This window comes from Streptomyces sp. NPDC051776 (assembly GCF_040681345.1).
Lineage (GTDB): Bacteria > Actinomycetota > Actinomycetes > Streptomycetales > Streptomycetaceae > Streptomyces.
The window spans coordinates 58165-80679 of sequence record NZ_JBFAYQ010000032.1; the positions used below are offsets into that span (position 1 = coordinate 58165).

Genomic DNA, 22515 nt, shown 5'->3' on the forward strand with positions numbered 1-22515 from the left:
CGTCACGCGCGCCGACGCGCGCTTCGCGAACCGCCAGGCCGCCTGCCCGTCGACGGCTCCGCCCCGACGACCCGGCCACCCACCCGTCGCCCCGGCCACCCACCCGTCGCCCCGGCCACCCACCCGAGGATCCGGCCACCTGCCCGTCGCCCCGGCCGCCTGCCCGGCCGCCCTGTCGGCCCTGCGCCCTCAGCCCTGCGCCCTTTCGGCACTGCCGGCCCGTCAGGTCGGCGGGATCCCACCGGGCTCGTCCGGGAAGGGATACGGCGGCGGTTCGAGGCCGTCCACCGCCTCCGGTTCCGGAATTCCCGGCGACCCGGCGAAGGCCGCCTCGGGCTCGGGAGGTGCGGGTTCCGGCGGCGGAACGTGCGGCTCCGGAGCCAGCTCCACGGGCGGCGGCGGCGAGGACATCGCCGCGGGCCCGCGCCTGGCCACCGGATCGAGCAGCGCCTGGTACGGGCCGACCGCCCGCTCGCCGATCCGGCGCAGCGCAGCCCATATCGTCACCTGGTTGGCCGAGAGCACCGGCATGCGCAGCTCCGCCTCGAGCTGCGGGATCACGTCGTACGTCGGCAGGTTGGTGCAGCTGATGAACAGAGCGTCCGCCGCGCCGACGACCGCCTGCCGCGCCATGTCGACCACGTCCCGGTACGGCACCTTCCAGATGTGGCGGGTCAGCCCGAGGTAGGCCCGGCCGGTGACGGTGACGCCGCCTTCGGCGAGGTAGTCCTCGAGCGAGGTCGTCACGGACCTCGTATACGGCGTGACCAGGGCGATGCGCCGCGCGCCGATCTCGTGCAGCGCGTCGAGCAGAGCGCCCGAGGTGGTCAGCGCCGGCATCTCCCCGGCCTGTTCCATCGCGGCACACATGCCGCGCTCTCCGGCCACACCCGCGACGAAGCTGCCCGACGTGCAGGCATACGCGACGACCTCCGGCGCGACCGCGCCGAGGGCCCGCACCGCCTCCCGCAGGGTCTCGTGCTCACTGACGAGCCGGGCGAGGTCAAGGCTGACCTCGACCGGTACAAAAGGAGTTCGCGTCAGGTGGAGCGACACGTCGTCCGGAACCCAGCGCCACAGTTCACGGTCGAGCGCGAAGTCGAATGGTGCGACGACGCCCACACCGCGCTGTGGGTGTGGGCCGCCCAGAAAGGAGACGTCCATTTCAAGCCCCAATACGACGGAGGCTGGGCCGATGGCCGCAGAAAACGGCAGATCAAGAGAGCCGGTGCACGCCGGGACGTCGGGACAGGGATGTGGGACAGAAGCCCGTGTTGACGAAGGTAGTTTCCGCTCCCTAGCGTGGTCAATCCTCGCATCTAAGGCCGTTCACCGCTCTCTCTTCGAGAGAGGGAATCCGATCTACGTTTCGAAACGGTGTCCCGCCCATGTCCGAACAGGTCCTTCTCGTTTTCGGCACCGACCCGACGCCCAAGCTGGACCGCGTCGCCGGCCGCGCCCGCGTCGTTTTCGCTGATGAGCAGAGTCTTCCCGACCTGCTGCCGACCGCCGACGCGCTGCTCGTCTGGGACTTCACCTCCGACGCCGTGCGCAACGCTTGGCCGGGCGAGGGCCCGCGCCCGCGCTGGGTCCATACGGCGAGTGCCGGCGTCGACCGCCTCCTCTGCCCCGAGCTGACCGAGTCCGAGACGGTCCTCACCAATGCCCGGGGAGTCTTCGAGCAACCGATCGCCGAGTACGTGGCCGGGCTGGTCATTGCTATGGCCAAAGATTTCAGCGGTACTTGGGAGCTGCAGCGGCAGCGGCGCTGGAAACACCGGGAGACGATGCGGCTGGCCGGCACGAGAGCCGTGGTCGTCGGATCGGGGCCGATCGGGCGGGCCATCGCCCGGACCCTCGCGGCGCTCGGAGTCGAGGCGCGGCTCGTCGGCCGTACGGAGCGCAGCGATGATCCGGAGTTCGGGAGGGTGCACGGCAGCGCTGCGCTGTCCGGGTTGCTGCCGTCGGCCGACTGGGTGGTCTGCGCGGCGCCCCTCACAGAAGACACAAAGGGCATGTTCGACGCATCCGCCTTCGCCCGGATGAGGCCGTCTGCGCGGTTCATCAATGTGGGCCGCGGCCCGCTCGTGGTGGAGAAGGATCTTGTCGACGCGGTCCTGCGGCGGACGATCGGCGGCGCCGCTCTCGACGTGTTCGAGAGCGAACCTCTGGCAGCGGACGACCGGATCTGGGACGTGCCGGGGCTGTTCGTGTCCCCGCACATGAGCGGGGACACGGTGGGCTGGAGGGATGCCCTGTCCGAGCAGTTCCTGGACAACTTCGATCGCTGGGTGGCGGGGGAGCCGCTGCTCAATGTCGTGGACAAGAAGCTGGGTTACGTCCCGGTGACCTGACGCGGATCGGGGCCACGGGGTCCTGGCCCGCCGGACCGACCCGAGCCCCAGCCACACGCACGCGCACGCGCACGCGATCCGGCCTCGTCCCGACCCCCTCCGCACCCGGATCCGAACCCAATCCGAACACTCCTAAAACAGATCCAAACCGGACCCGAACAGGAGCCGAACCAAACCCGAACCAGACCCGAACGGGATCCGGCCGCGCTCCGCCTTCGGCTCCCGACCCCGCCGCGGGCCTCCCGCCCCGGCCTCCCGGCGCCCGGGCCCTCGCGGTACGGGAGCCCCGGCCCCCGCGGCTCCCGTCGCAGGCCCGCCGCACGCCCGCACCACCCACCGGCCCCGCCGGTGCCCACCCATGGAGGGTCGATGACCGATCTCGCCGATCTCACCGCAACCGAGCTTCTGGCCGGGTACGCCTCCGGAGCCTTCTCCCCGGTGGAAGCCACCCGCTCCGCCCTCGCGCGGATCGAGCGGACGGAACCGGCCGTCAACGCCTTCGTACGGGTCGACGCCGAGGACGCGCTCGCCCGGGCCGCCGAGTCGGAGGAGCGGTGGCGCCGCGGCGAGCCGGGTGGACTGGTGGACGGCGTACCGGTGTCGGTGAAGGACATCCTGCTGCAGCGCGGCGGTCCGACCTTCCGCGGCTCCCGCACCGTCCGCGCGGAGGGCCGGGCCTGGGACGAGGACTCGCCCTCGGTCGCCCGGCTGCGCGAGAACGGCGCGGTCTTCCTGGGCAAGACGACGACGCCGGAGTTCGGGTGGAAGGGCGTGACGGACAGCCCGCGGGACGGGGTGACCGGCAACCCGTACGACCCGCAGCGCACGGCGGGCGGCTCCAGCGGCGGGAGCGCCGCGGCCGTCGCGCTCGGCGAGGGGCCGCTGAGCCTGGGGACGGACGGCGGCGGCTCGGTCCGCATCCCCGCGTCCTTCTGCGGGGTCTTCGCGCTCAAGCCCACTTATGGAAGGGTGCCGCTCTACCCGGCGAGCCCGTTCGGCACGCTGGCGCACGTCGGCCCGATGACCCGCGACGCGCTCGACGCGGCGCTGCTCATGGATGTGATCTCGGGGCCGGACCACCGGGACTGGTCGCAGCTCGACGCGGTGACGGCGAGCTTCCGCGACGGCATCGACGGCGGCGTCGAGGGACTGCGCATCGCGTACTCGCCGTCCTTCGGAGGTCGCGTCCCGGTGGATCCTCAGGTCGCAGAATCCGTGGGGCGCGCGGTGGAGCGGCTGGCCGAGCTGGGCGCCCGCGTGGAGGAGGCGGACCCGGACTTCGAGGATCCCGTGGAGGCGTTCCACACGCTGTGGTTCAGCGGCGCGGCCCGGGTGGTGGAGCACCTGACCCCGGATCAGCTGGAGCTGCTCGACCCCGGGCTCCAGGAGATCGTGGCCCAGGGCGGTCAGTACAGCGCGCTGGACTACCTGGCGGCGGTGGACGTACGGATGGCACTCGGCCAGCGGATGGGCCGCTTCCACAACGACTACGACCTGCTGGTGACCCCGACGTTGCCGATCACCGCATTCGAGGCGGGGGCGGAGGTTCCGAAGGGTTCCGGCCATCATCGGTGGACGGGCTGGACGCCCTACACGTATCCGTTCAACCTGACGCAGCAGCCCGCCGCGAGCGTGCCATGCGGTACGGATCGCGACGGGCTGCCGATCGGTGTGCAGCTGGTGGGCGCGCGCCACTCGGACACGCTGGTCCTGCGCGCGGCGCACGCGCTCTACACCAGTGGGGCGGCCGACATCAGCCCGCCCGGCGGAAGTTGAGCGTCTCGCCCAGCGCTCCCGCGCGCCACAGGTCCTGGCAGGCGTCGGCCATGCGGTCCAGGCCTTCGACGATCGTGCCCCAGACGATGCCCGGGACCCAGCCCGCATCACCGTTGATCAGCAGGTTGTTCCGCTCGTAGAAGAGCGCGAGGTCGACGACCTGAGCGCGGCCCTGATGTTTTGCGTCGACCTCGTAGCCGTACGACTTCGTGCCCAACTGGGTGTCGGTGAAGGTGAAATAGCACAGGTCGCCCGGAATCGGAGTGATGGTGGGGTTCTCCAGGGGTGGTTCCTCCGGTGCGAAAGGTGGCAGGAGGGCATAGATCTCGTTCCGCGCATACTTCGCGTGGTAGACGTCGCCGCCCAGCGGCAGCGCGTTCCACACCGCCTCACACGTGATGGGCGCGCGGTCGTCGAGGAGCTTTGCCATACAGGTGACACCGCGCTTGTCGAGCGAGACTTCGATGAAGCGGTCGGCCATCGTGGGTCCTCTCGGTCGGATACGGGATCAATTGTGGCCCAACGGTCAATAGCTGCGCTCGCATCGAGGGCTGAAAACAGCCTGCATGAATCGCGCCGTCTCGGGTAGCCGCGCGGCCATGGCTCCACCACAGGGGAACGACATGATCGGTAGAAGTGTCGGCCGCCGCTCCGTGCTCGCGGGAATGGCTGCCATCGGCGCTGCGGCCGCGGTCGGCTGCAGCCGGGTTTCCACCGCGGACACAACGGAGGGCGGGAATCTGCTGGAGCGCCTGCGCGCTCAGGGCACGGTCCGGCTGGGGATCGCGGGCGAGATCCCCTTCGGCTACATCAGCAAGAAGGCTGAGATCACCGGGGAGGCTCCTGAGCTCGCCAAAGTCATCTTCAAACGTCTGGGAGTACCGAACGTCCAGGCCGTCCCGACAGAATTCGGTTCACTGATTCCGGGCCTCAATTCACAGCAGTTCGATGTGATCGCCGCGGGAATGTTCGTCAATCCGGAACGCTGCGCACAGGTCCTCTTCGCGGATCCGGACTACGAGGTGCTCGACGCGTTCATCGTCCGCAAGGGGAACCCGAAGAACATCCACAACTACGCCGACATCAAGAAGTCGGGCGCCAAACTGGCCAGCGGCACCGCGTACGCCGAGATCGACTACGCGGTCGACGCCGGAATCGCGAGAGGCGAAATCCAGATCTATCCGGACCAATTGGCGGGCCTGCTCGCCGTCGCACAGGGCCGGGCCGACGCATTTGCGGGCACCAGCCTCACCGTCCGAAATGTGATCAATCAGACGAAGAATCCCAAGGTGGAGGGAACCAAGCCCTTCCTGCCGGAACTGGATGGAAAGCCCGCGTACGGCGCGGGCGCCTTCGCGTTCCGCCGCGGCGAGACAAAACTCCGGGACGCCTTCAATGCCGAGCTGCACAAGATGAAGAAGAACGGCGACGTCAAGCGCATCCTCAAGCCTTTCGGATTCACCGACACGGAGATGACGGAACTGACCGCAGAGGAGCTGTGCAAGAAATGACAGCACAACTCTGGGAACTCATTTTCAAGGGGATCTGGGTCACGGTCCAGCTCACCGTCTACAGCGCGGCGCTCGGCCTGGTCGTCGCCTTCGCGGTCGGCATCGCCCGCACCTCACGCTTCTGGATCCTCCGGTTCATCTCCGGCTTCTACGTGGCGGTCTTCCGGGGCACCTCGGCCCTGGTGCTGATGTTCTGGCTGTTCTTCGTGGTGCCATTGGCGTTCGAGTGGCAGTTGGTGCCGATGTGGGCGGCCACCCTCGCGCTCGGCCTCTCCTACGGCGCGTACGGCGCGGAGATCGTCCGTGGCGGCATCGCCGCGGTGGCCCCGGCCCAGCGTGAGGCCGGCATCGCGCTGAGCTTCACGCCCATGCAGCGCCTGCGCCGGATCATCCTGCCGCAGGCCGTCCCCGAGATGATGCCGCCCTTCAACAACCTGCTCATCGAGCTGCTCAAGGGCACGGCGCTGGTTTCACTGCTCGGCGTCGGCGACATCTCGTTCGCCGCGCAGCTCGCCCGGCTCGCGACCGGTGAGAGCGGCAGCATCTACTTCACCATCCTGGTCATGTACTTCGTCCTCGCCTTCCTCCTCACCCGGGTGATGCGGTTGATGGAGCGCCGGGCCAAGGCCGGCATCGGACAGAAGCCGGAGAAGGGCGGAGGGATCATCCGCAAGCTCGCCATCCGTGAGGAGACCGAGCAGGCCTCCAACATCAACATGACGGGCGGTGCGCGATGAACTGGAGCTGGTCCGTAGTCGGCGACTTCATGCCGATGTTCTGGGACGGCGTGAAGGTCACGCTCGAGGCGACCGTCCTGGGCTCCCTGCTCTCCTTCGTGCTCGGCCTCGTCTGGGCGCTGCTGCTGCGCACGCCGACCCGGTTCGTGCGCTGGCCGGTGGGGATCTTCACGGAGTTCATCCGCAACACCCCGTTGCTGGTGCAGCTCTTCTTCTTCTTTTTCGTGCTGCCGGAGTGGGGTATCCAGACCACCGCCCTGGCCACCGGGGTGATCGGCCTCGGCCTGCACTACTCGACGTACACCGCCGAGGTCTACCGGGCCGGTATCGAGGGCGTCCCGGTCGGGCAGTGGGAGGCGGCCACCGCGCTGAGCCTGCCGCGCGCCCGCACCTGGGGTTCGGTGATCCTGCCGCAGGCGATCCGCCGCGTCGTCCCGGCCCTCGGCAACTACGTGATCGCGATGCTCAAGGACACGCCGATGCTGCTGGGCATCGGGGTGCTGGAAATGCTGCAGCAGGCCCGCCTGTTCGGGGCCGAGACCTTCCAGTACATCGAGCCGTACACGGTCGTCGGCGTCGCCTTCATCCTGATCTCCTACCCGGCTTCCCTTCTCATGCGATTCCTGGAGCGTCGTCTTGTCCACTGACAGCACCCAGACCCCGCCCGTCCCGGGAAGCAAGGACGGCACAGAGCTGATCCGGTTCGACCACGTGACCAAGCGCTTCGGCGACACCACCGTCCTGGACAACCTGGACTTCACCGTGGCGCCCGGCAAGCACGTGACGCTGATCGGCCCGTCGGGCTCCGGCAAGACGACGATCCTGCGCCTGCTGATGACCCTGCTGAAGCCCGAAGAGGGGACCATCAAGGTCGCCGGCGACTACCTCACCCACGAGGACCGGAACGGCAAACTCGTCCCGGCGACCGACAAGCACCAGCGGGAGATCCGCAAGAAGATCGGCATGGTCTTCCAGCAGTTCAACCTCTTCCCCAACATGAAGGTGCTGCGGAACATCACCGAGGCGCCCGTGCACGTCCTCGGTCTGTCCAAGGACGAGGCGGAGCAGCGGGCCCGCGAGCTGCTCGAACTCGTCGGCCTGACCGAGCACATCGACAAGTACCCCACCCAGCTCTCCGGCGGACAGCAGCAGCGTGTCGCCATCGCCCGCGCGCTCGCGATGCGGCCGCAGGTGCTGCTGCTGGACGAGGTCACCTCCGCGCTCGACCCCGAACTGGTCGCGGGCGTCCTGGATCTGCTGCGGGACATCGCGCGCACCACGGACATCACCATGCTCTGTGTGACCCACGAGATGAACTTCGCCCGGGACATCTCGGACGACGTCCTGATGTTCGACGCAGGCCGGGTCATCGAATCGGGTCCGCCGGAGAAGATCTTCAGCGAACCGGAACACGAGCGCACGCGCGAATTCCTCAGCGCCGTGCTGTGAATTCCGCAGCTCCGGCTTCCGCGGAATGACTGTGGCATATGCCATTGTGGCGCGCCCCTGCTTACGAGCGTGGGGCGCGCCATTCAAACTCGTCAACACCTGCTCCATTCAGGGCTCTTGACGGCTATCGTGGTATCAAGCCCGCCTGCCGGGAGCGGTGAGGAGTGCCTGCGAGCCGTGACCTGCAGCGACGGGACTGACGCAAGCGGTCACAACCTGGTAGGGGGAAACCGTGGCGCTCAAACCCGAGCCGACCGCGCCGTTCCATTCGGTGCAGTACGCACTGCGTGTACTGGAATGCGTCGCCAAGCACACCGGCGGCGTCACCGATGTCCAGATCGCGCGCGAGACCGGTCTGCCCACAGGCCACCTCTCCCACCTACTGCGCATGCTGCGGCGCGAGGGATATGTGGAGCAGGTCACCGGCGGCGCCCATGTCGTCGGTGAATCCTTGGTGTTGCTGGGCTCCGCGGGGAACCGCCAACAGGCCCTCTACGACAAGCTGCAGCGCACTCTCTCCGAGATCCGTGACTCGGTCGGTGCGGCCGTCTACATAAGCCGCTACATCGACGGTGAGATCAAGATCACGCAGTACGCGGACGGACCGCGCGCCCCGAAGGTCAACGAGTGGGTCGACTTCCGCTCCGCCGGGCACGCGAGCGCGGTCGGCAAGTGCCTGCTGACGCAGCTCGACCACAATGGGCGGCGCGACCACCTCGCCCGCCACAAGACCGCCCGCCTCACCTCGCGGACGATCACCAGCGAGAAGGTCCTCTTCTCCCGGCTGGACAACCAGCCGCCCACGGTCCCCGTGCTGGACCTCCAGGAGTACGCGGTCGGTACCGTCTGCGCCGCAGTGCCGATCACCGCGGGCAAGTCGGTCGGATGTCTCGCCCTGTCGATGCCGATCGAGAACGCGCACCGGCTGCGGCAGGCGGCGGACACCCTCAACCGCAGTGCCGCACCGGTCCTGTTGTCCCTGACCCTCTGAGACGCACCGGCCCGACCGGCTTCGGCCCGACGAGCCTCGCCCGGGCCGTACGTCGGCCCGTCGCCGGCCCCGTGCGACCGTGGTCCGGAGTACCCCTGCGGACCAGGTACGATGTTCGACGTCAGCGAGCGCCGCTAGCTCAGTTGGTTAGAGCAGCTGACTCTTAATCAGCGGGTCCGGGGTTCGAGTCCCTGGCGGCGCACACGGCATTCCGGGTCTCCTCGCCATCGGCGGGGAGACCCGGAGCTGTTTCCCGCCACCACGGTGAACGCCCCACCCCGCCCGGGCCGCCACCCCACCCGGGGGGCTCACCGTCCGAGCAACTCCTCGCGCCCCTGTGCCCGGTAGCGCCCGAGAAGCGCCTCCAGATCCTCCTGCCCGAACGTTCGGTAGGCGCTGCCGCACGGTCCCGCGTCCATCGGTGACCACCACACCGGATCGTCGCAGCGGAACCCCTCGCGGCGCAGCATCGCCCGGTGGATCTTGTTCGTCGCGGTGACCGGCATGGCGGCCGGGAGCCGTACGAACCTGGGCGCCATCTTCGTCCCCAGGTCCGGCTGGGCCGCCAGGAACGCGGCGAAGTCCCCGGGGTCGAAGGAGCCCGGGCCGTCGCGCAGCACCAGGACCGCAATGACCTGGTCTCCCGCGACCGGATCGGGCACCGCGCAGACCGCGGCGGAGTCGGCCGGGGCATAGCGGGCGAGGATGTTCTCGATCATCGCGGCGCCGAGGTTCTCGCTGTCGACGCGGAGACGGTCGTCGGCTCGGCCGGCGAAGTGGAAGAAGCCCTCGGTGTCGCGGATGAAGAGATCGCCGGTCCAGTACCAGCCGTTACGGGTACGGGCCGCGGCCGCCTCCTCGTTCCGCCAGTAGCCCTCGAAGGGGTTCGGGCCGCGGTTGACGAGTTCGCCGATCGCCTCGTGGCCGCCCAGGAGCCGTCCGTCCGCATCCAGGTGCGCCCGCGGCCGTTCCACCCCCGTCTCCGGGTCGACCACCGCGAGGTCGTCGCCGGGGGCGGCCCTGCCGATGGCGCCGGGCGGGGCGTCCGGGCTGTGCTGGATGGCGGCGCCGCCCTCCGAGGAGCCATAGCCCTCGACGAGCCTGACGCCGAACCGGGCGGTGAAGCGGGCCGCGTCGACGGCTCCCGCCTCGGTGCCGAATCCGATGCGCAGCGGATGATCGCGGTCGTCGGGGCGCTCGGGGGTCGCGAGCAGGTATTGGACGGCGCGGCCGACGTAGGTGAAGTACGTGGCGCCGAAGGCCCTGACGTCGGGCAGGAAGCCGGAGGCCGAGAACGTGCGGCGCAGGGCGACCGCCGCACCCCCGGCCAACGCCGGCGCCCAGTCGGCCACGACGGCGTTGCCGTGGAACATCGGCATGCAGATGTAGTGCACGTCCTTCGGGCCGACGCGGAAGTGGCGGACGAGCGAGTGTGCGGCCGTGGCGAGCCTGCCCTGGGAACAGATCGCGGCCTTGGGCGCCCCGGTCGAGCCCGAGGTGAACGAGAGCAGCATCCGGGTGCCGGGCCCGACCGGGCCGACCGTCGCGTCACCGGGTTCGGCACCCGCGTACGGTGCGAGCAGCGCCCCGTAGGACGGTGCGTCGACGACGAGGACCCGGTCGCGGGGGACGGCGGTGTCCAGGCCATCGAGGAGCGGAAGGCGGGACCGCTCGGTGATGAGCACCGAGCACTCGGTGTGGCGTATGTCACGCGCGAGTTCAGGGCCGCGCCGCGTGGTGTTGATGCCGACGACGGTCGCCCCGGCGAGTGCGGCGGCGGCGAGCCACATCGGGTAGTCGGGCACGTTGTCCAGCAGGACGCCGATGTGCGGCCGCGCGCCCGGCGGCAGCAGATCGGACAGCAGGGCCGCCCGCGCGGCGGCGGCGGCCGCGACCTGGTGGTGCGTGAGGACCTCGTCCTTGAACATCAGGCCGGTCCCGTGGTCGCCCCAGCGGTCGCGTACGAGTTCCGCGACGGTCTCCATCCCCATGGCGCACGACCGTAACTGACGCTACGTCAGATGTGGAGACCGCGTCCCGGGACCATGCCCGTTGGGGCGATACGGATCCGGGACGCGGCCACGGTCCGGTGAACGGCCGGACCGTCAGAACTGGACGTCCGAGCACGCGTAGAAGGCGTTACCCGTGTCGGCGATCGTCCAGACGGCGAGGATGATGTGCCGCCCCGACTTGCCCGACGGGATCGTGCCATTGTGGACAGCGTGGACGGCAGGCGCTGACCGCTGTAAGGGACGGTGAGGAACGGAGTGGCCTCCAGCGCGGCGCGGGTCAGCGGCCGGCTCGCATCCCAGCCGTTCCTCGGGCTCCATGGGACGGCATCTCCCGCGTTCGGGAGCACTCCGGCGCATCGGGTAGGATCTTCGGTGTCAGCACGCGCCGCTAGCTCAGTTGGTTAGAGCAGCTGACTCTTAATCAGCGGGTCCGGGGTTCGAGTCCCTGGCGGCGCACGTGACAGTCCGGGCCTCCTCGCCGCAGCGGGGAGGTCCGGAGTCGTTTTTCCGGCCCGCAGTCGTCCGGGTCCTGCGGCGTAACGCGTCCGGGTCCTGCGGCGTCACGCGGCTGGTCAAAACGGAGGTTGCGGTGCACAGTCGCGGAATGGCGAGCGACATCCAGGAGCGCATCAAGAAGCTGATCATCGACCAGCGGCTGCCGTCCGGTGCCCCGCTGCCCACCGAGACCGAGCTCATGGAACTGCTCGGGGTCAGCAGGAACTCGGTCCGTGAAGCCCTCAAGGCGCTGCAGGCCATGGGCATCGTCGAGATCCGGCACGGCTTCGGGACGTATGTGGGGCCGATGTCGATGGCCCCGATGATCGAGGGCCTGACCTTCCGCACCGTCGCCGGCCACTACCGCGGCGAGGACAGCCTGCTCCAGCTTCTGGAGCTGCGCGAAGCGATCGAGACGGGCCTGATAGCGCGACTGGCCGGCCGCCTGCCCGACGCCGATCTGGCCCAACTCGACGTGCTCGTGGCCCGCATGGAGGAGGAGGCGGCGGGCGGAGCGGTCCGCGCGGACACCGACCGGGTCTTCCACGCCACCCTCTACCGCGGATTCGACAACCTTCTGCTGAGCGAGGTTCTGGAGGCGTTCTGGGACGCATTCCACCGCGTCCGCACCGACCTCGTGGACACGCATTCCGACCCGAGGACCACCTGCCGCCAGCACCGGGAGATCCTCGAATCGGTGCGCTCGGGGGACGTCGTACGGGCCGAGATCGCCGTACGCGACCACTTCACGGACATCCGGAAGCGCCTGCGCCGCTCCCATCGCCTTTGATCACTTCAGCAAACGCGAGGGCCGGCAGGCGTACGGGTTTGCCGAAGTCCACCCCCAAAACACCCCAGTGAAGCGGGAACAGGGAGTTTGCGCGACTGGCCACCTAGGCGATCCAGCACCGTTTGCGGGAGTTGAGACGGAATCACTCGGTCGCGCTCCGTGATAAGTCGGGGGCCCTGTTCACGCGCTGAGACGGGTGTGGGCATCATGCAACCGAAAGGTGTTCGTTCCCCGTCCTACGGAACGGCCACCCGCACACGTTTTCGGCCCGGGTCGGTCAAAGGGGACCACTGGCCCGGACCAGACGAAGCAACCGACCACAGCACCCGCGTGCGGGGGGAATGACTCATGACGTCGACGCCTCACGGCGCCCGGCACCCCTACGACTCCGAGCGGACGACGCGCCTGCGCCTGCCCCGGCAACTGCGCTCCGGGTCCCCGCACCACGGTTCGCGGCGCAACCGCAGACCACTGCCGCGCTACGACTACGAGCACTACAGCCGGCTCGCGGGCCCCCTCACCCAGCCCGACCCCGGCAAGCCGTACCGGGTGCGCTACCGCAGCCTGATCGCGGACGAACCACACCGAATACGGGCCGCGTTGCTACTCGGCGCGGCACCGCTGGTCTCACTGGGCCTGCTGGTGTGGCTGATGCAGCCCGCCCATTGGACGAAGCGGGACAACGCCTCGGACACGCTCCTGGTGCTCGACGTCGTCATGCTGGTGTCGATCGGGCTGATCGAGCTGTTCCGCACGCTCAACGTCCTCTCGAACGCGCACGCCACGCTGGTGGCCCGCGATCCCGTCCCCGTGGTGCCCGAGCACGGCACCCGGGTCGCGTTCCTCACCTCCTTCGTCCCCGGCAAGGAACCACTCGAGATGGTCACCAGGACCCTCGAGGCCGCCGTCCGCATACGCCACCGCGGGGTCCTGCACGTCTGGCTGCTCGACGAGGGCGACGACCCCGCGGTCAAGGAGGTCTGCGCACGGCTCGGTGTCCACCACTTCACCCGCAAGGGCGTCGCCAAGTGGAACCGGCCCAAGGGCCCGCACCGCGCCAGGACCAAGCACGGCAACTACAACGCCTGGCTCGACGCCCACGGTGACGCCTACGACTACTTCGCGTCCGTGGACACCGACCACGTCCCGCTCCCCAACTACCTGGAGCGGATGCTCGGCTTCTTCCGCGACCCCGACATCGCGTTCGTCATCGGCCCCCAGGTCTACGGCAACTACGACACCGCGGTCACCAAGGCCGCCGAGAGCCAGCAGTTCCTCTTCCACGCCCTCATCCAACGCGCGGGCAACCGCTACGGCGCCCCCATGTTCGTCGGCACCAGCAACGCCGTACGGATCAAGGCCATCCGGGGCATCGGCGGTCTGTACGACTCCATCACCGAGGACATGGCCACCGGCTTCGAACTGCACCGGCACCGCAATCCGGAGACGGGACGCAAGTGGCGCTCGGTCTACACCCCCGACGTGCTGGCCGTCGGTGAAGGCCCCACCGCCTGGACCGACTTCTTCACCCAGCAGCTCCGCTGGTCCCGCGGCACCTACGAGACGATCCTCAAGCAGTTCTGGAAGGCGCCGTTCACGCTGCCCCCAGGCAAGCTGTTCAACTACACGCTGATGGTGATCTTCTACCCCATTTCGGCGATGAACTGGATTCTGGCGGCGCTCAGTTGTGCGCTGTTCCTGGGCTTCGGCGCCTCGGGTGTCCAGATCGACCCCGCGATGTGGATGATGCTCTACGGCAACGCCTCCGCCCTCCAGATCGGCCTCTACATCTGGAACCGGCGGCACAACGTCTCCCCGCACGAACCCGAGGGGTCCGGCGGTGTGGCGGGCATGGTGATGTCCGCGCTGTCCGCCCCGATCTACGCGCGCTCCCTCATGGACGCGGTCCTGCGCCGCAAGAGCAAGTTCGTGGTGACCCCGAAGGGCGACTCATCCAGCCCCGACACCCTCTTCGGGACGTTCCGGATCCATCTGTTCTTCCTGCTGGTCTTCGGCGGATCGCTCGCATCCTCCTTCTACTTCGGCCACAGCCACCCCGCGATGACCCTCTGGGCCTCCCTCGCCCTGGCCATCACGGCTGCGCCGATCCTCGCCTGGCGGTGGACCCTCCGCCGGGACAAGCGGAACAAGGCCCGCGGAGGACCTCCGCCCGGCGGCGGGCCCGCTCCCACGGCCCACCGGCATGAGAGCGGCCGGCCCGCGAACGACCAGACCCTGCAGATCGCCCTTGGGGGACGCAAGACATGAAATACCGTCCAAGCCGCCGTACGCGCCGGATGGCGATCGGTACGGCGGCGGTGCTCGTGCTGGCCGGAATGAACGGGCCCGCCCTGTTCCGCTTCGGCTCGGAGAAGTACCACGCGTACAAGATCAACCGGCCGGAGTACAAGGCGGAGAACGGCCACTGGGATCTCCTCGACGTCCCAGAGGAGTTCCGGATCAACACCATTCACGCCGCTCTGCTGCACACCGGCAAGGTGCTGCTGATCGCGGGCTCCGGCAACAACGCGAAGATGTTCAAGGCGAAGACCTTCCGCACGGTGCTGTGGGACCCCGAGACGAACACGTACAAGAACATTCCGACGCCCAAGGACATGTTCTGCGCCGGGCACACCCAGCTCCCGGACGGCAAGTTGCTGGTGGCGGGCGGCACCCAGCGGTACGAGAAGCTCGAGGGCGACGTCGAGAAGGCCGGCGGCCTCATGATCGTCAAGAACGAGGACCCCGACGAACCCAAGACCCTGCGCGCGGGCACCCTCTTCACCGGCAAGTCCAACGGCAAGACCTTCGAGTCCAAGGACAACCTGCTGGTCCCCCGGGCGAAGAAGAACACGGACCCGGTCACCGGCGAGGTCAACGTCACCGCCAGCGAGGCCCGTGTCTATGTCGAGGCCCGCCGCAAGGGCCAGAAGTACAGCACCGGCGACACGGAGAACTACCGGATACGCGGCCTGAGCGGCACCGACGCCCGGAACCTCTACGGCATCGCCAACAAACTCTCCTTCGACAAGAAGGACTTCCAGGGCATCAAGGACTCCTTCGAGTTCGACCCGGTCGCCGAGAAGTACATCCGCGTCGACCCGATGCACGAGGCCCGCTGGTACCCGACCCTCACGACTCTGGAGGACGGCAGGGTGCTGTCCGTCTCCGGGCTGGACGACATCGGCCAGGTCGTGCCGGGCAAGAACGAGGTCTACGACCCGGACACCAAGAAGTGGACGTACCTGCCCACGAAGCGGTTCTTCCCGACCTACCCGGCACTGTTCCTGACCGACGGCGGCAAGATCTTCTACACCGGTTCCAACGCCGGTTACGGACCGGCCGACAAGGGCCGCACGCCCGGCCTCTGGGACGTGGACACGAACGAGTTCGACCCCGTGCCCGGCATGAGCGACCCGAACGTCCTCGAGACCTCGATGTCGGTGATGCTGCCGCCCGCCCAGGACCAGAAGTTCATGGTGATCGGCGGCGGGGGCGTCGGGGAGTCCCAGAAGTCCAGCGAGAAGACCCGGGTCGTCGACCTCAAGGACCAGGCCCCGCGCTTCAAGGACGGCGCACCGCTCTCCGAGGGGACGCGCTACCCGGGCGGCTCGATCCTCCCCGACGACACGGTCTTCGTCTCGGGCGGCTCCGGCGACTACCGCGGTCGCGGCGGCAGCAACATCCTCAAGGCGCAGATCTACGACGCCAAGAACGGCACCTTCCGTCGGGTCGCCGACCCGACGGTCGGCCGCAACTACCACTCCGGCACGCTCCTGCTGCCCGACGGCCGGATCATGATCTTCGGTTCTGACTCGCTCTACTCCGACGACGCCAACACCAAGCCCGGCGTCTTCGAGAAGCGCATCGAGATCTACACCCCGCCCTACCTCTACCGTGACGAGAAGCCCGAACTCGGCCCGGGCCCGAAACGGATCGCACGAGGCGGCAGCGCCACGTTCGAGACGGCGGACCCGGCGGACATCAAGAACGCCCGGCTGATGCGGCCCAGCGCTGTCACGCACGTGACGGACGTCGACCAGCGGTCGATCGCGCTGGACGTGAAGAAGACGGGCAAGGGCGTACAGGTGGCGGTGCCGGACGACCGGTCCCTGGTGCCCTCCGGCTGGTACATGCTCTTCGTCACGGACAAGAAGGGAACGCCCTCGAAGGCCCGTTGGGTCGAGGTGCCCTGAGGCCGCAGGCGCCGTGGCCATCGAGTCCGCGCCCGCTCCCTGCTCGTAGGTGCCGAGTCGAGCCCCCGGGTGGGGGCGGACACGAGCGGGTCCCGGGTGTGGGCGCGGACACGAGGAACCGGCTGGCTCCCTGTTCCGGGAGTTGCGTCAGGTCTTGGCGTTGCGGGCCAGCTCCAGCGCGTACTCGGGCCACCACTCGCCCGCCGCCGGACCGCCCTTGCAGTCGCCGTCCGACTCCCCCGGCCGCTTGATCCACAGATACGCGTCGACCAGCTTGTCACCGGTCCGCGTGGTCGGCGGCTCGCCCAGCGCCCGGCCGGGCGGGTTGCACCACGCCTCGGGGTCGTCCTTCCCCGGGGCCGGGCCGTTGCCGTTCCGGCTGGTGTCGATCACGAACGGCTTGTTGCCGACCATCGCCGACAGCTTCTTGCCGTACGCCGTGTTCTCTTCCGTGGTCTGGTAGTTGGAGGTGTTGAGCGCGAAGCCGTCGGCCTTGCCGATGCCGGCCCGCTTCAGGGGCTCGGCCATCCGGCCCGGGTCGGTGATCCAGTGCGGATTGCCCGCGTCCAGATAGACCTTGGTGTTCGGCAGGGCCTTGAGCTTGGTCACGGCCTCGGACAGCAGGGCGTACCGCTCCTCGTGGAACTGCTGCGGGGTGCAGCCGTCCTCCACGTGCGGCAGCGCGTCCGGCTCCAGGACGACCGTGGTCTTCCGCTCGCCGATACCACTGATCGCCTTGCCGAGCCAGTCGCGGTACGCGTTCCCGTCCGCGGCGCCGCCCTTGGAGTACTGGCCGCAGTCGCGGTGCGGGATGTTGTAGAGCACCAGCAGCGCTTCGCGGTCGGCCTCCGTCGCCGCCTCGGTGAAGCCGCGTGCCTGCCCCTCCGGGTCCTCGACGCCGATCCACTCGGCGGCGGGCTGCCGGGAGATCTTCTCGATCAGCTCGGCGTCCGCGTCGTGCCCGTCCTTGCGGAAGGCCGTCGCCTGCTCGGCGGCGCTGCCATCCGGATTGACCCAGTACGGGGCCCGCGACTTGGGCTGCTGGGCGCCGGCGGCGCCTCCGTCACCGTCCGAACCGTCGGAACAGGACGAGAGGAGAAGCAGGGCTCCCGCCGCTGCCACGGCCCCCGTCCTGAGCCGGGCGCGCGCGCTCCCCTGCGCGCGGCCCGTGCAACTGCCGTACATCCGCTCCCCCTTGGCTCCATTTCTCCGGGACGGCGGTGCTCCGGCGACGGATGCCGCGGGCCCCGGCCCCCGTGGTCAGACCGGTCGGCCCCCATGCTGACACACGGGGCGGCGAGCCCAGCGGACCGGACGCACTTCGTCGAACGGCTGTGACGGCCTTCTCATCCGCACCGGACGCGGGCCGTCGCCGTCCCGCGACTTCCCCTCACGCGGCCATCACCCGAACCCCACCCGCTCCAGCGGAGAGGTCGCGGAAAGTGGACGTAGAGGTGCGGCGCGGTCGCCCGTGCCCGCGCCATCGCCTCGGCCCAGCGCTGTCCGCCGCCGAGTCTTGGCGGGGGCGGCACTAGACACCGGTGGCGACGTGCCCTCGTACGGCTGTCAGATACGCCGAGACGACGACGTTCGCGGAGTATGTGTGCCGCTTCGGGTCATAGGTGCCTCCGCAGGTGATCAGCCGGAGTTCGGCGCGGTGGCTCTTGCGCGGCCCGTACACCCGTCGCGGGTCGAAGCGGTTCTTGGTGAAGATGTCGACCGACTCCACCGTGAATTCCGCGATCGACCCGTCCGCCCGGGCGACGCTCACCCGCGCGCCCGGCTTGACCGAGCCAAGGCGGTGGAAGACGGCGGGCGAGGTGTGGGTGTCGACATGGCCCACGAGGAGGGCGGTGCCGACGGCGCCCGGGGTGGGGCCCCCGCCGTACCAGCCGACCTGACCGGGGGTGCTGAACGGCGGTGGATCGACGGCGCCCTGCGCGTCCAGGCCCCGCTCGACGACAGGGGCAAGCACACCCGCGGTACGGATCACCAGACGCTCGGGGCGGGCGGGGGTCAGGGGCGCGTACGCCGCGGGGAGCTGCGGGCCGCCGGGGCGGTCCACCGCTGCCGCGTTCCCGGTCCCGGGGACCGGGATGTCCGGACCGTCGGTGATGCCCCGTCCCCAGAACCAGAAGCCGAGCAGAACCACGGCCCAGGTCAGGCCGGTGATCAGGCGCCCGGCTCCGGCGCGGCCGACACGGCCACGGTCGGACACCGTGGGCCGCCGACCTCAGTCGCCCGCCGTGTCCGCCCGGCGGCGGCGCACCGCGATCCCGGCGAAGGCGAGGGCGGCACCGCCGGCGAGTCCGGCCGCCACGACGAAGTGGGCGAGGCCCGGCCCGTCCTCCTTCTCCGCGGCCGCGGGAGCCAGCACGGCCGTGCCGCCGCCGCCGGCTCGTACGGGCGCGGTGGGACTCTCGTGCGGGCCGCCGGTACCACCGTGCGACGCGACGATGGTGATCGTGGCCTTGACGCCGCAGTCGCACGTGACGGTGTACCGGCCGGGGGACGCGCTCGACTTGACCTTCGCCTCTCCGAAGAGGCCGCCGCGGGAGTCCGCGGCGAGCCGGGCTTCGGTGACGAAGACCTCCGACCGCACCACGACCTTGGTGGCCTTGGTCTCCTTGAGCCCCTGGATGCGGATCTCGACCTCGGCGCCGGGCGCGACGACGGACGGGGTGATCTTGAGGTTTTCCGAGGAGGAGGGGGCGGAGCTGCTCGCAACGTCGCCCGTCTCGTCGCCGAACTCGTCGGACAGGGACTCCGTCAGCGGATCGGAGAGGGGGTCGGACCCAGGATCGGAGAGGGGATCGTCGGTCGTGGTGCCGGCGCTGCTGCTGGCGGGTGTCTCCTCGACCGGGTCCTCGTCGACGGCGTACGCGGGAAGAGCGACCGCCGAGCAGAGGGCAGCCGCGGCGACGACGACGGCCGCGCGCCGGGGCATGCGGAACGGACGGGAGAGCCGGATGCGCGGTTCAGAGCCCATCGTTGAACCTCCTCACATTCAAGTAGGTTCACCTGCCGCCGTCCTCGACGCACCCGCAGAGTGCCCGGATTGCTCCGTTCGGTGACCACACCCACCGGCTGCCGTACGTGCGCACGGCTCGGGTGCGCATGCGCTCAGGTGCGAACTCGCTCAGGTCGCCCAGCTCGGGTGCGCACGGGCACGGTGCGCTCGGCTCAGGTGCACTCGGGCTCAGGTGCGCCTGGGCTCAGGTGCGCCTGGGCTCAGGTGCGCCTGGGCTCAGGAGCGCTCGGCGCGGATGCACACGGCTCAGACGCGCTCGACGAGATCGGCGATCGAGTCCACGACGGTCGAGGGGCGGAACGGGAAGCGCTCGACCTCCTCCGGCTTGGTCAGCCCGGTGAGCACGAGGAAGGTCTCCATGCCCGCCTCCAGACCGGCCAGCACATCGGTGTCCATCCGGTCGCCGATCATCGCGCTGGTCTCGGAGTGCGCGCCGATCGCGTTCAGCCCGGCCCGCATCATCAGCGGGTTCGGCTTCCCGACGAAGTACGGCTCGCGGCCGGTCGCCTTGGTGATCAGGGCCGCTACGGACCCGGTGGCGGGCAGCGCCCCCTCGGCGGAGGGTCCGGTCTCGTCGGGGTTGGTGGCGATGAACCGGGCACCGTCGTTGATCAGCCGGATGGCGCGGGTCAGCGCCTCGAAGCTGTAGGTACGGGTCTCGCCGAGCACGACGTAGTCCGGGTCGGCATCGGTGAGGACGTAGCCGATGTCGTGCAGCGCCGTGGTCAGCCCGGCCTCGCCGATGACGTACGCAGTGCCGCCCGGCCGCTGGTCGTCCAGGAACTGCGCGGTGGCCAGGGCCGAGGTCCAGATGTGGGCGACGGGCACGTCGAGCCCCATGCGGGAGAGCCGGGCGTGCAGGTCGCGTGCGGTGTAGATGGAGTTGTTGGTCAGCACCAGGAACGGCTTGCCCGACTCGCGGAGCCGCTTGACGAACGCGTCGGCCCCGGGGATCGGGATGCCTTCGTGTATCAGGACGCCGTCCATGTCGGTGAGCCAGGATTCGATCGGCTTGCGCTCCGCCACTGAATTGCTCTCCGCTCTCGGTGACCGGTGGTCCGGAGTTCAGCGTAGCGGCGCCGGGCCGAGGGCGGCCCCGGCGTCCACGCCCCGGACGGCCGCCCCCGTACCCGGGCACCGTACGGGCTCGTACGGGCTTCGTACGGGGCTCCGGTAGGGCCGCCGCGGTCGGTTCCCGTCGAAGCGGATCCCCGCGACCGGCGCGGCGGCGGTCATCTCACACCGCCCCCGGTCCCCGTACCCGCCGCCGGCACCGCGCCGACGACCGCGGGCAACTCCGCCACGGAGCCCAGGACATGGGTCGCGCCCGCGCCGGCCAGCTGCTCGCGTGTGTGCGCCCCGGTGAGGACTCCGGCGACGACGGACGCACCGGCACGGCGGCCCGTCAGCATGTCGTACGAGGTGTCGCCGCAGACCGCGACCTGCCGAACGTCGTCGGTGGCCGTGCGCAGCAGCGCCGTGAGCACCATGTCCGGATACGGGCGGCCACGGCCCGCGTCGGCCGGGCAGAGGGTGAGATCGGCGACGTCGTGCCAGCCGAGCGCCTCGAGGATGCGGTGCTGGGTGGCACGGGAGAAGCCGGTCGTGAGCGCGACCCTGATCCCGGACTCGCGCAGCGTCCCGATGGCCTCGGCCGCGCCGGGCAGTGGAGCGCAGTGCCCGTCGTCGACGAGGTCGTGGTACGCCTGCTCGAAGGCCGCGTTGGCCCGCCGGGCGCGCTCCTCGTCGCCGAAGAGACAGCGGAACACCGAGATCTTGGATTCGCCCATCGTGGCGCGGACGTAATCGAGTTGGGCGGCGTGCTCGGCCGAGCCGGGCTCGACACCGAGCCGTTCGGCGGCGGCGCCGAAGGCTCGCTCCACGAGCCCGCCGTCGGCGACGGTGGTGCCCGCCATGTCGAGGACGGCGAGCCGGACGCGAGTGGCGGCTTCGGTCGTGTCGGCGGCTGAGGTCGTCCTGGTGACGCGGTTCTCGGTCATCTCTCCTACCAGCCCAGTTCGTCGGCGGTGGTCTCGGCGATCGCGGGGGCACAGGTCATGCCGCGGCCGCCCGGCCCGGTGACCAGCCACACCCCGTCCCGCACCTGCTGCCGGTGCACGACCCGCGCCGTATCGGTGCACTGCGCGTACACCCCGGCCCAGCGGCGGCGGATCCTCGGCAACGGCCGCCCGAGGATGCCCTCGACGACCCCGGCAAGGTGCTCGTACGGGTCCTCGACGACGTCGAAGCCGAACGGGTCCTCGTACTCGTGTGTGTCGCCGATGGTCAGGCCGCCGTCGCGGCGCTGCACCATCAGCAGTTGCATCCGGTGCACTTCGGCGACCGGTGGTTGGGCCTGTGCGGCGGCCATGGCGGCGAGGGCCTCGCCGTCGTAGGCCGGGTAGTAGCGGAAGCTGTCGGCGTCGGCTACCGAGGTGGTCAGCTCCTCGCCCAACGGATCGGTCTGCATCATCTGCAGGCGGACGCGGCGGACGGGCAGTTCGGGGGCGAGTTCGCGCACGAGGCCGCCCAGCCAGGCGCCGGTGCACAGGATCACCGTGTCGCCGGTGTGCACCTCGCCGTGGTCGTCATGTACGGCGGACGAGCCCACCTCCCGTACCTCGCGGCCGCCGAGAAAGGTGTAGCGGCCGGACGTCAGCAGCTCCGCCTTCAACGCCCGCTGCGCGGTGCGGGGTTCAACAGCGGCATCCCGCTCGCACCACAGAGCGGCCAGCATCCGGCCGCGCAGGGCCGGGTTGAGGGCGCGCGCCTCTTCGGGGCCGAGCAGCTTGTAACCGCGGGCGGTGGCGTCGGGGCGCTGGAGTACGGCTTGGGCGACGGCGAGTTCGGCCTCGCCTGTGACCACGGTGAGGGAGCCGTTGGGCCGGAAGCCGAGCTCGGGAACCCGCGTGCCGATGCCCTCCCAGAGGGCGCGGGCACGCAGTGCCGTCTCCAACTCCTCCCCTCCGGCGCGACCGCTGACCCAGACGAGGCCGAAGTTGCGGAGGGAGGCACCGCGCGCCTCGGCCTCGCGCTCGATGTGGAGGACCTCGTGGCCTCGCTCCACTGCGTGCCAGGCGTGCATGGTTCCCACCACACCGGCTCCGACGACTATCACGCGCATGCCGTTGACGCTCCTTGATCGGGTGCCCCGGGAGGATCCGGTGGCAAGG

General features: G+C 69.8%; 19 protein-coding genes, 2 tRNA genes and 1 pseudogene. 12 read left to right on the plus strand and 10 right to left on the minus strand.

Going from position 1 to position 22515, the window contains the following annotated elements:
* Positions 1 to 222 precede the first annotated feature (222 nt).
* Positions 223 to 1164, minus strand: a complete 942-nt coding sequence (locus AB0M26_RS22815) for a decarboxylase (protein ID WP_365263657.1) — start codon at positions 1162 to 1164, stop codon at positions 223 to 225.
* Between the two features lie 224 nt (positions 1165 to 1388).
* On the opposite strand from AB0M26_RS22815, the gene AB0M26_RS22820 reads away from it, so the two are divergent.
* Both AB0M26_RS22820 and AB0M26_RS22825 read left to right on the plus strand, forming a co-directional pair.
* Positions 1389 to 2354, plus strand: a complete 966-nt coding sequence (locus tag AB0M26_RS22820; RefSeq protein ID WP_365263658.1) for a D-2-hydroxyacid dehydrogenase — start codon at positions 1389 to 1391, stop codon at positions 2352 to 2354.
* Positions 2355 to 2723: 369 nt separating this feature from the next.
* Positions 2724 to 4130, plus strand: coding sequence for an amidase (locus AB0M26_RS22825; protein ID WP_365263659.1), 1407 nt, complete (start codon positions 2724 to 2726; stop codon positions 4128 to 4130).
* On the opposite strand, the gene AB0M26_RS22830 is transcribed toward AB0M26_RS22825, so the two are convergent.
* Positions 4108 to 4611, minus strand: a complete 504-nt coding sequence (locus AB0M26_RS22830) for a DUF3830 family protein (RefSeq protein ID WP_365263660.1) — start codon at positions 4609 to 4611, stop codon at positions 4108 to 4110. The genes AB0M26_RS22825 and AB0M26_RS22830 overlap by 23 nt on opposite strands.
* A 118-nt stretch (positions 4612 to 4729) precedes the next feature.
* Here AB0M26_RS22830 and ehuB point away from each other — a divergent pair, with 118 nt between their 5' ends.
* The 6 genes from ehuB to AB0M26_RS22860 all read left to right on the plus strand — a co-directional run bounded on the left by ehuB (position 4730) and on the right by AB0M26_RS22860 (position 9020).
* Complete coding sequence (gene ehuB / locus AB0M26_RS22835; protein WP_365263661.1) at positions 4730 to 5641, plus strand: ectoine/hydroxyectoine ABC transporter substrate-binding protein EhuB; 912 nt, start codon at positions 4730 to 4732, stop codon at positions 5639 to 5641.
* Positions 5638 to 6378 (plus strand): ectoine/hydroxyectoine ABC transporter permease subunit EhuC, encoded by a 741-nt coding sequence (gene ehuC, locus AB0M26_RS22840; RefSeq protein ID WP_365263662.1) that lies wholly within the window; start codon positions 5638 to 5640, stop codon positions 6376 to 6378. Before ehuB ends, ehuC begins: the two co-directional genes overlap by 4 nt.
* Positions 6375 to 7025, plus strand: a complete 651-nt coding sequence (gene ehuD, locus AB0M26_RS22845) for an ectoine/hydroxyectoine ABC transporter permease subunit EhuD (RefSeq protein ID WP_365263663.1) — start codon at positions 6375 to 6377, stop codon at positions 7023 to 7025. Before ehuC ends, ehuD begins: the two co-directional genes overlap by 4 nt.
* On the plus strand, positions 7015 to 7827 hold the full coding sequence (gene ehuA / locus AB0M26_RS22850) for an ectoine/hydroxyectoine ABC transporter ATP-binding protein EhuA (RefSeq protein WP_365263664.1): 813 nt from the start codon (positions 7015 to 7017) through the stop codon (positions 7825 to 7827). The genes ehuD and ehuA overlap by 11 nt, the downstream gene beginning before the upstream one ends.
* A 232-nt stretch (positions 7828 to 8059) precedes the next feature.
* Positions 8060 to 8818, plus strand: a complete 759-nt coding sequence (locus AB0M26_RS22855) for an IclR family transcriptional regulator C-terminal domain-containing protein (protein ID WP_365263665.1) — start codon at positions 8060 to 8062, stop codon at positions 8816 to 8818.
* Positions 8819 to 8946: 128 nt separating this feature from the next.
* Positions 8947 to 9020, plus strand: a tRNA-Lys gene (locus AB0M26_RS22860).
* Between the two features lie 106 nt (positions 9021 to 9126).
* Here AB0M26_RS22860 and AB0M26_RS22865 read toward each other — a convergent pair.
* Positions 9127 to 10803 (minus strand): AMP-binding protein, encoded by a 1677-nt coding sequence (locus AB0M26_RS22865; protein ID WP_365263686.1) that lies wholly within the window; start codon positions 10801 to 10803, stop codon positions 9127 to 9129.
* Between the two features lie 120 nt (positions 10804 to 10923).
* Positions 10924 to 11138, minus strand: a pseudogene (locus AB0M26_RS22870) (lytic polysaccharide monooxygenase); the annotation flags it as partial.
* A 74-nt stretch (positions 11139 to 11212) separates the two neighbouring features.
* Between AB0M26_RS22870 and AB0M26_RS22875 the strand changes: the two are divergent.
* The 4 genes from AB0M26_RS22875 (at position 11213) to AB0M26_RS22890 (ending at position 16311) form a co-directional block, all read left to right on the plus strand.
* A tRNA-Lys gene (locus AB0M26_RS22875) sits at positions 11213 to 11286 on the plus strand.
* Between the two features lie 148 nt (positions 11287 to 11434).
* A complete protein-coding gene (locus tag AB0M26_RS22880; RefSeq protein WP_365263666.1) occupies positions 11435 to 12115 on the plus strand; it encodes a FadR/GntR family transcriptional regulator in 681 nt (226 codons plus the stop codon).
* 348 nt (positions 12116 to 12463) lie between these two features.
* Positions 12464 to 14383 (plus strand): cellulose synthase catalytic subunit, encoded by a 1920-nt coding sequence (locus AB0M26_RS22885; RefSeq protein ID WP_365263667.1) that lies wholly within the window; start codon positions 12464 to 12466, stop codon positions 14381 to 14383.
* Positions 14380 to 16311: a galactose oxidase-like domain-containing protein gene (locus tag AB0M26_RS22890; RefSeq protein ID WP_365263668.1), complete on the plus strand. Its 1932-nt coding sequence runs from the start codon at positions 14380 to 14382 to the stop codon at positions 16309 to 16311. Before AB0M26_RS22885 ends, AB0M26_RS22890 begins: the two co-directional genes overlap by 4 nt.
* Before the next feature lie 147 nt (positions 16312 to 16458).
* Here the strand turns inward: AB0M26_RS22890 and AB0M26_RS22895 are convergent, their stop codons facing one another.
* From AB0M26_RS22895 to AB0M26_RS22920, 6 genes are all read right to left on the minus strand, one after another.
* Positions 16459 to 17496, minus strand: coding sequence for a glycoside hydrolase family 6 protein (locus AB0M26_RS22895; protein WP_365263669.1), 1038 nt, complete (start codon positions 17494 to 17496; stop codon positions 16459 to 16461).
* A 346-nt stretch (positions 17497 to 17842) separates the two neighbouring features.
* Positions 17843 to 18529 (minus strand): class F sortase, encoded by a 687-nt coding sequence (locus AB0M26_RS22900; protein ID WP_365263670.1) that lies wholly within the window; start codon positions 18527 to 18529, stop codon positions 17843 to 17845.
* Positions 18530 to 18544: 15 nt separating this feature from the next.
* Entirely contained in the window at positions 18545 to 19300 is a 756-nt protein-coding gene (locus tag AB0M26_RS22905; protein WP_365263671.1) for a hypothetical protein, read from the minus strand.
* Positions 19301 to 19588: 288 nt separating this feature from the next.
* Complete coding sequence (locus AB0M26_RS22910) at positions 19589 to 20368, minus strand: HAD-IIA family hydrolase (RefSeq protein ID WP_365263672.1); 780 nt, start codon at positions 20366 to 20368, stop codon at positions 19589 to 19591.
* A gap of 206 nt (positions 20369 to 20574) precedes the next feature.
* Complete coding sequence (locus AB0M26_RS22915; protein ID WP_365263673.1) at positions 20575 to 21342, minus strand: phosphonatase-like hydrolase; 768 nt, start codon at positions 21340 to 21342, stop codon at positions 20575 to 20577.
* 5 nt (positions 21343 to 21347) lie between these two features.
* Positions 21348 to 22466, minus strand: a complete 1119-nt coding sequence (locus tag AB0M26_RS22920; protein ID WP_365263674.1) for a TIGR03364 family FAD-dependent oxidoreductase — start codon at positions 22464 to 22466, stop codon at positions 21348 to 21350.
* Positions 22467 to 22515 lie beyond the last annotated feature (49 nt).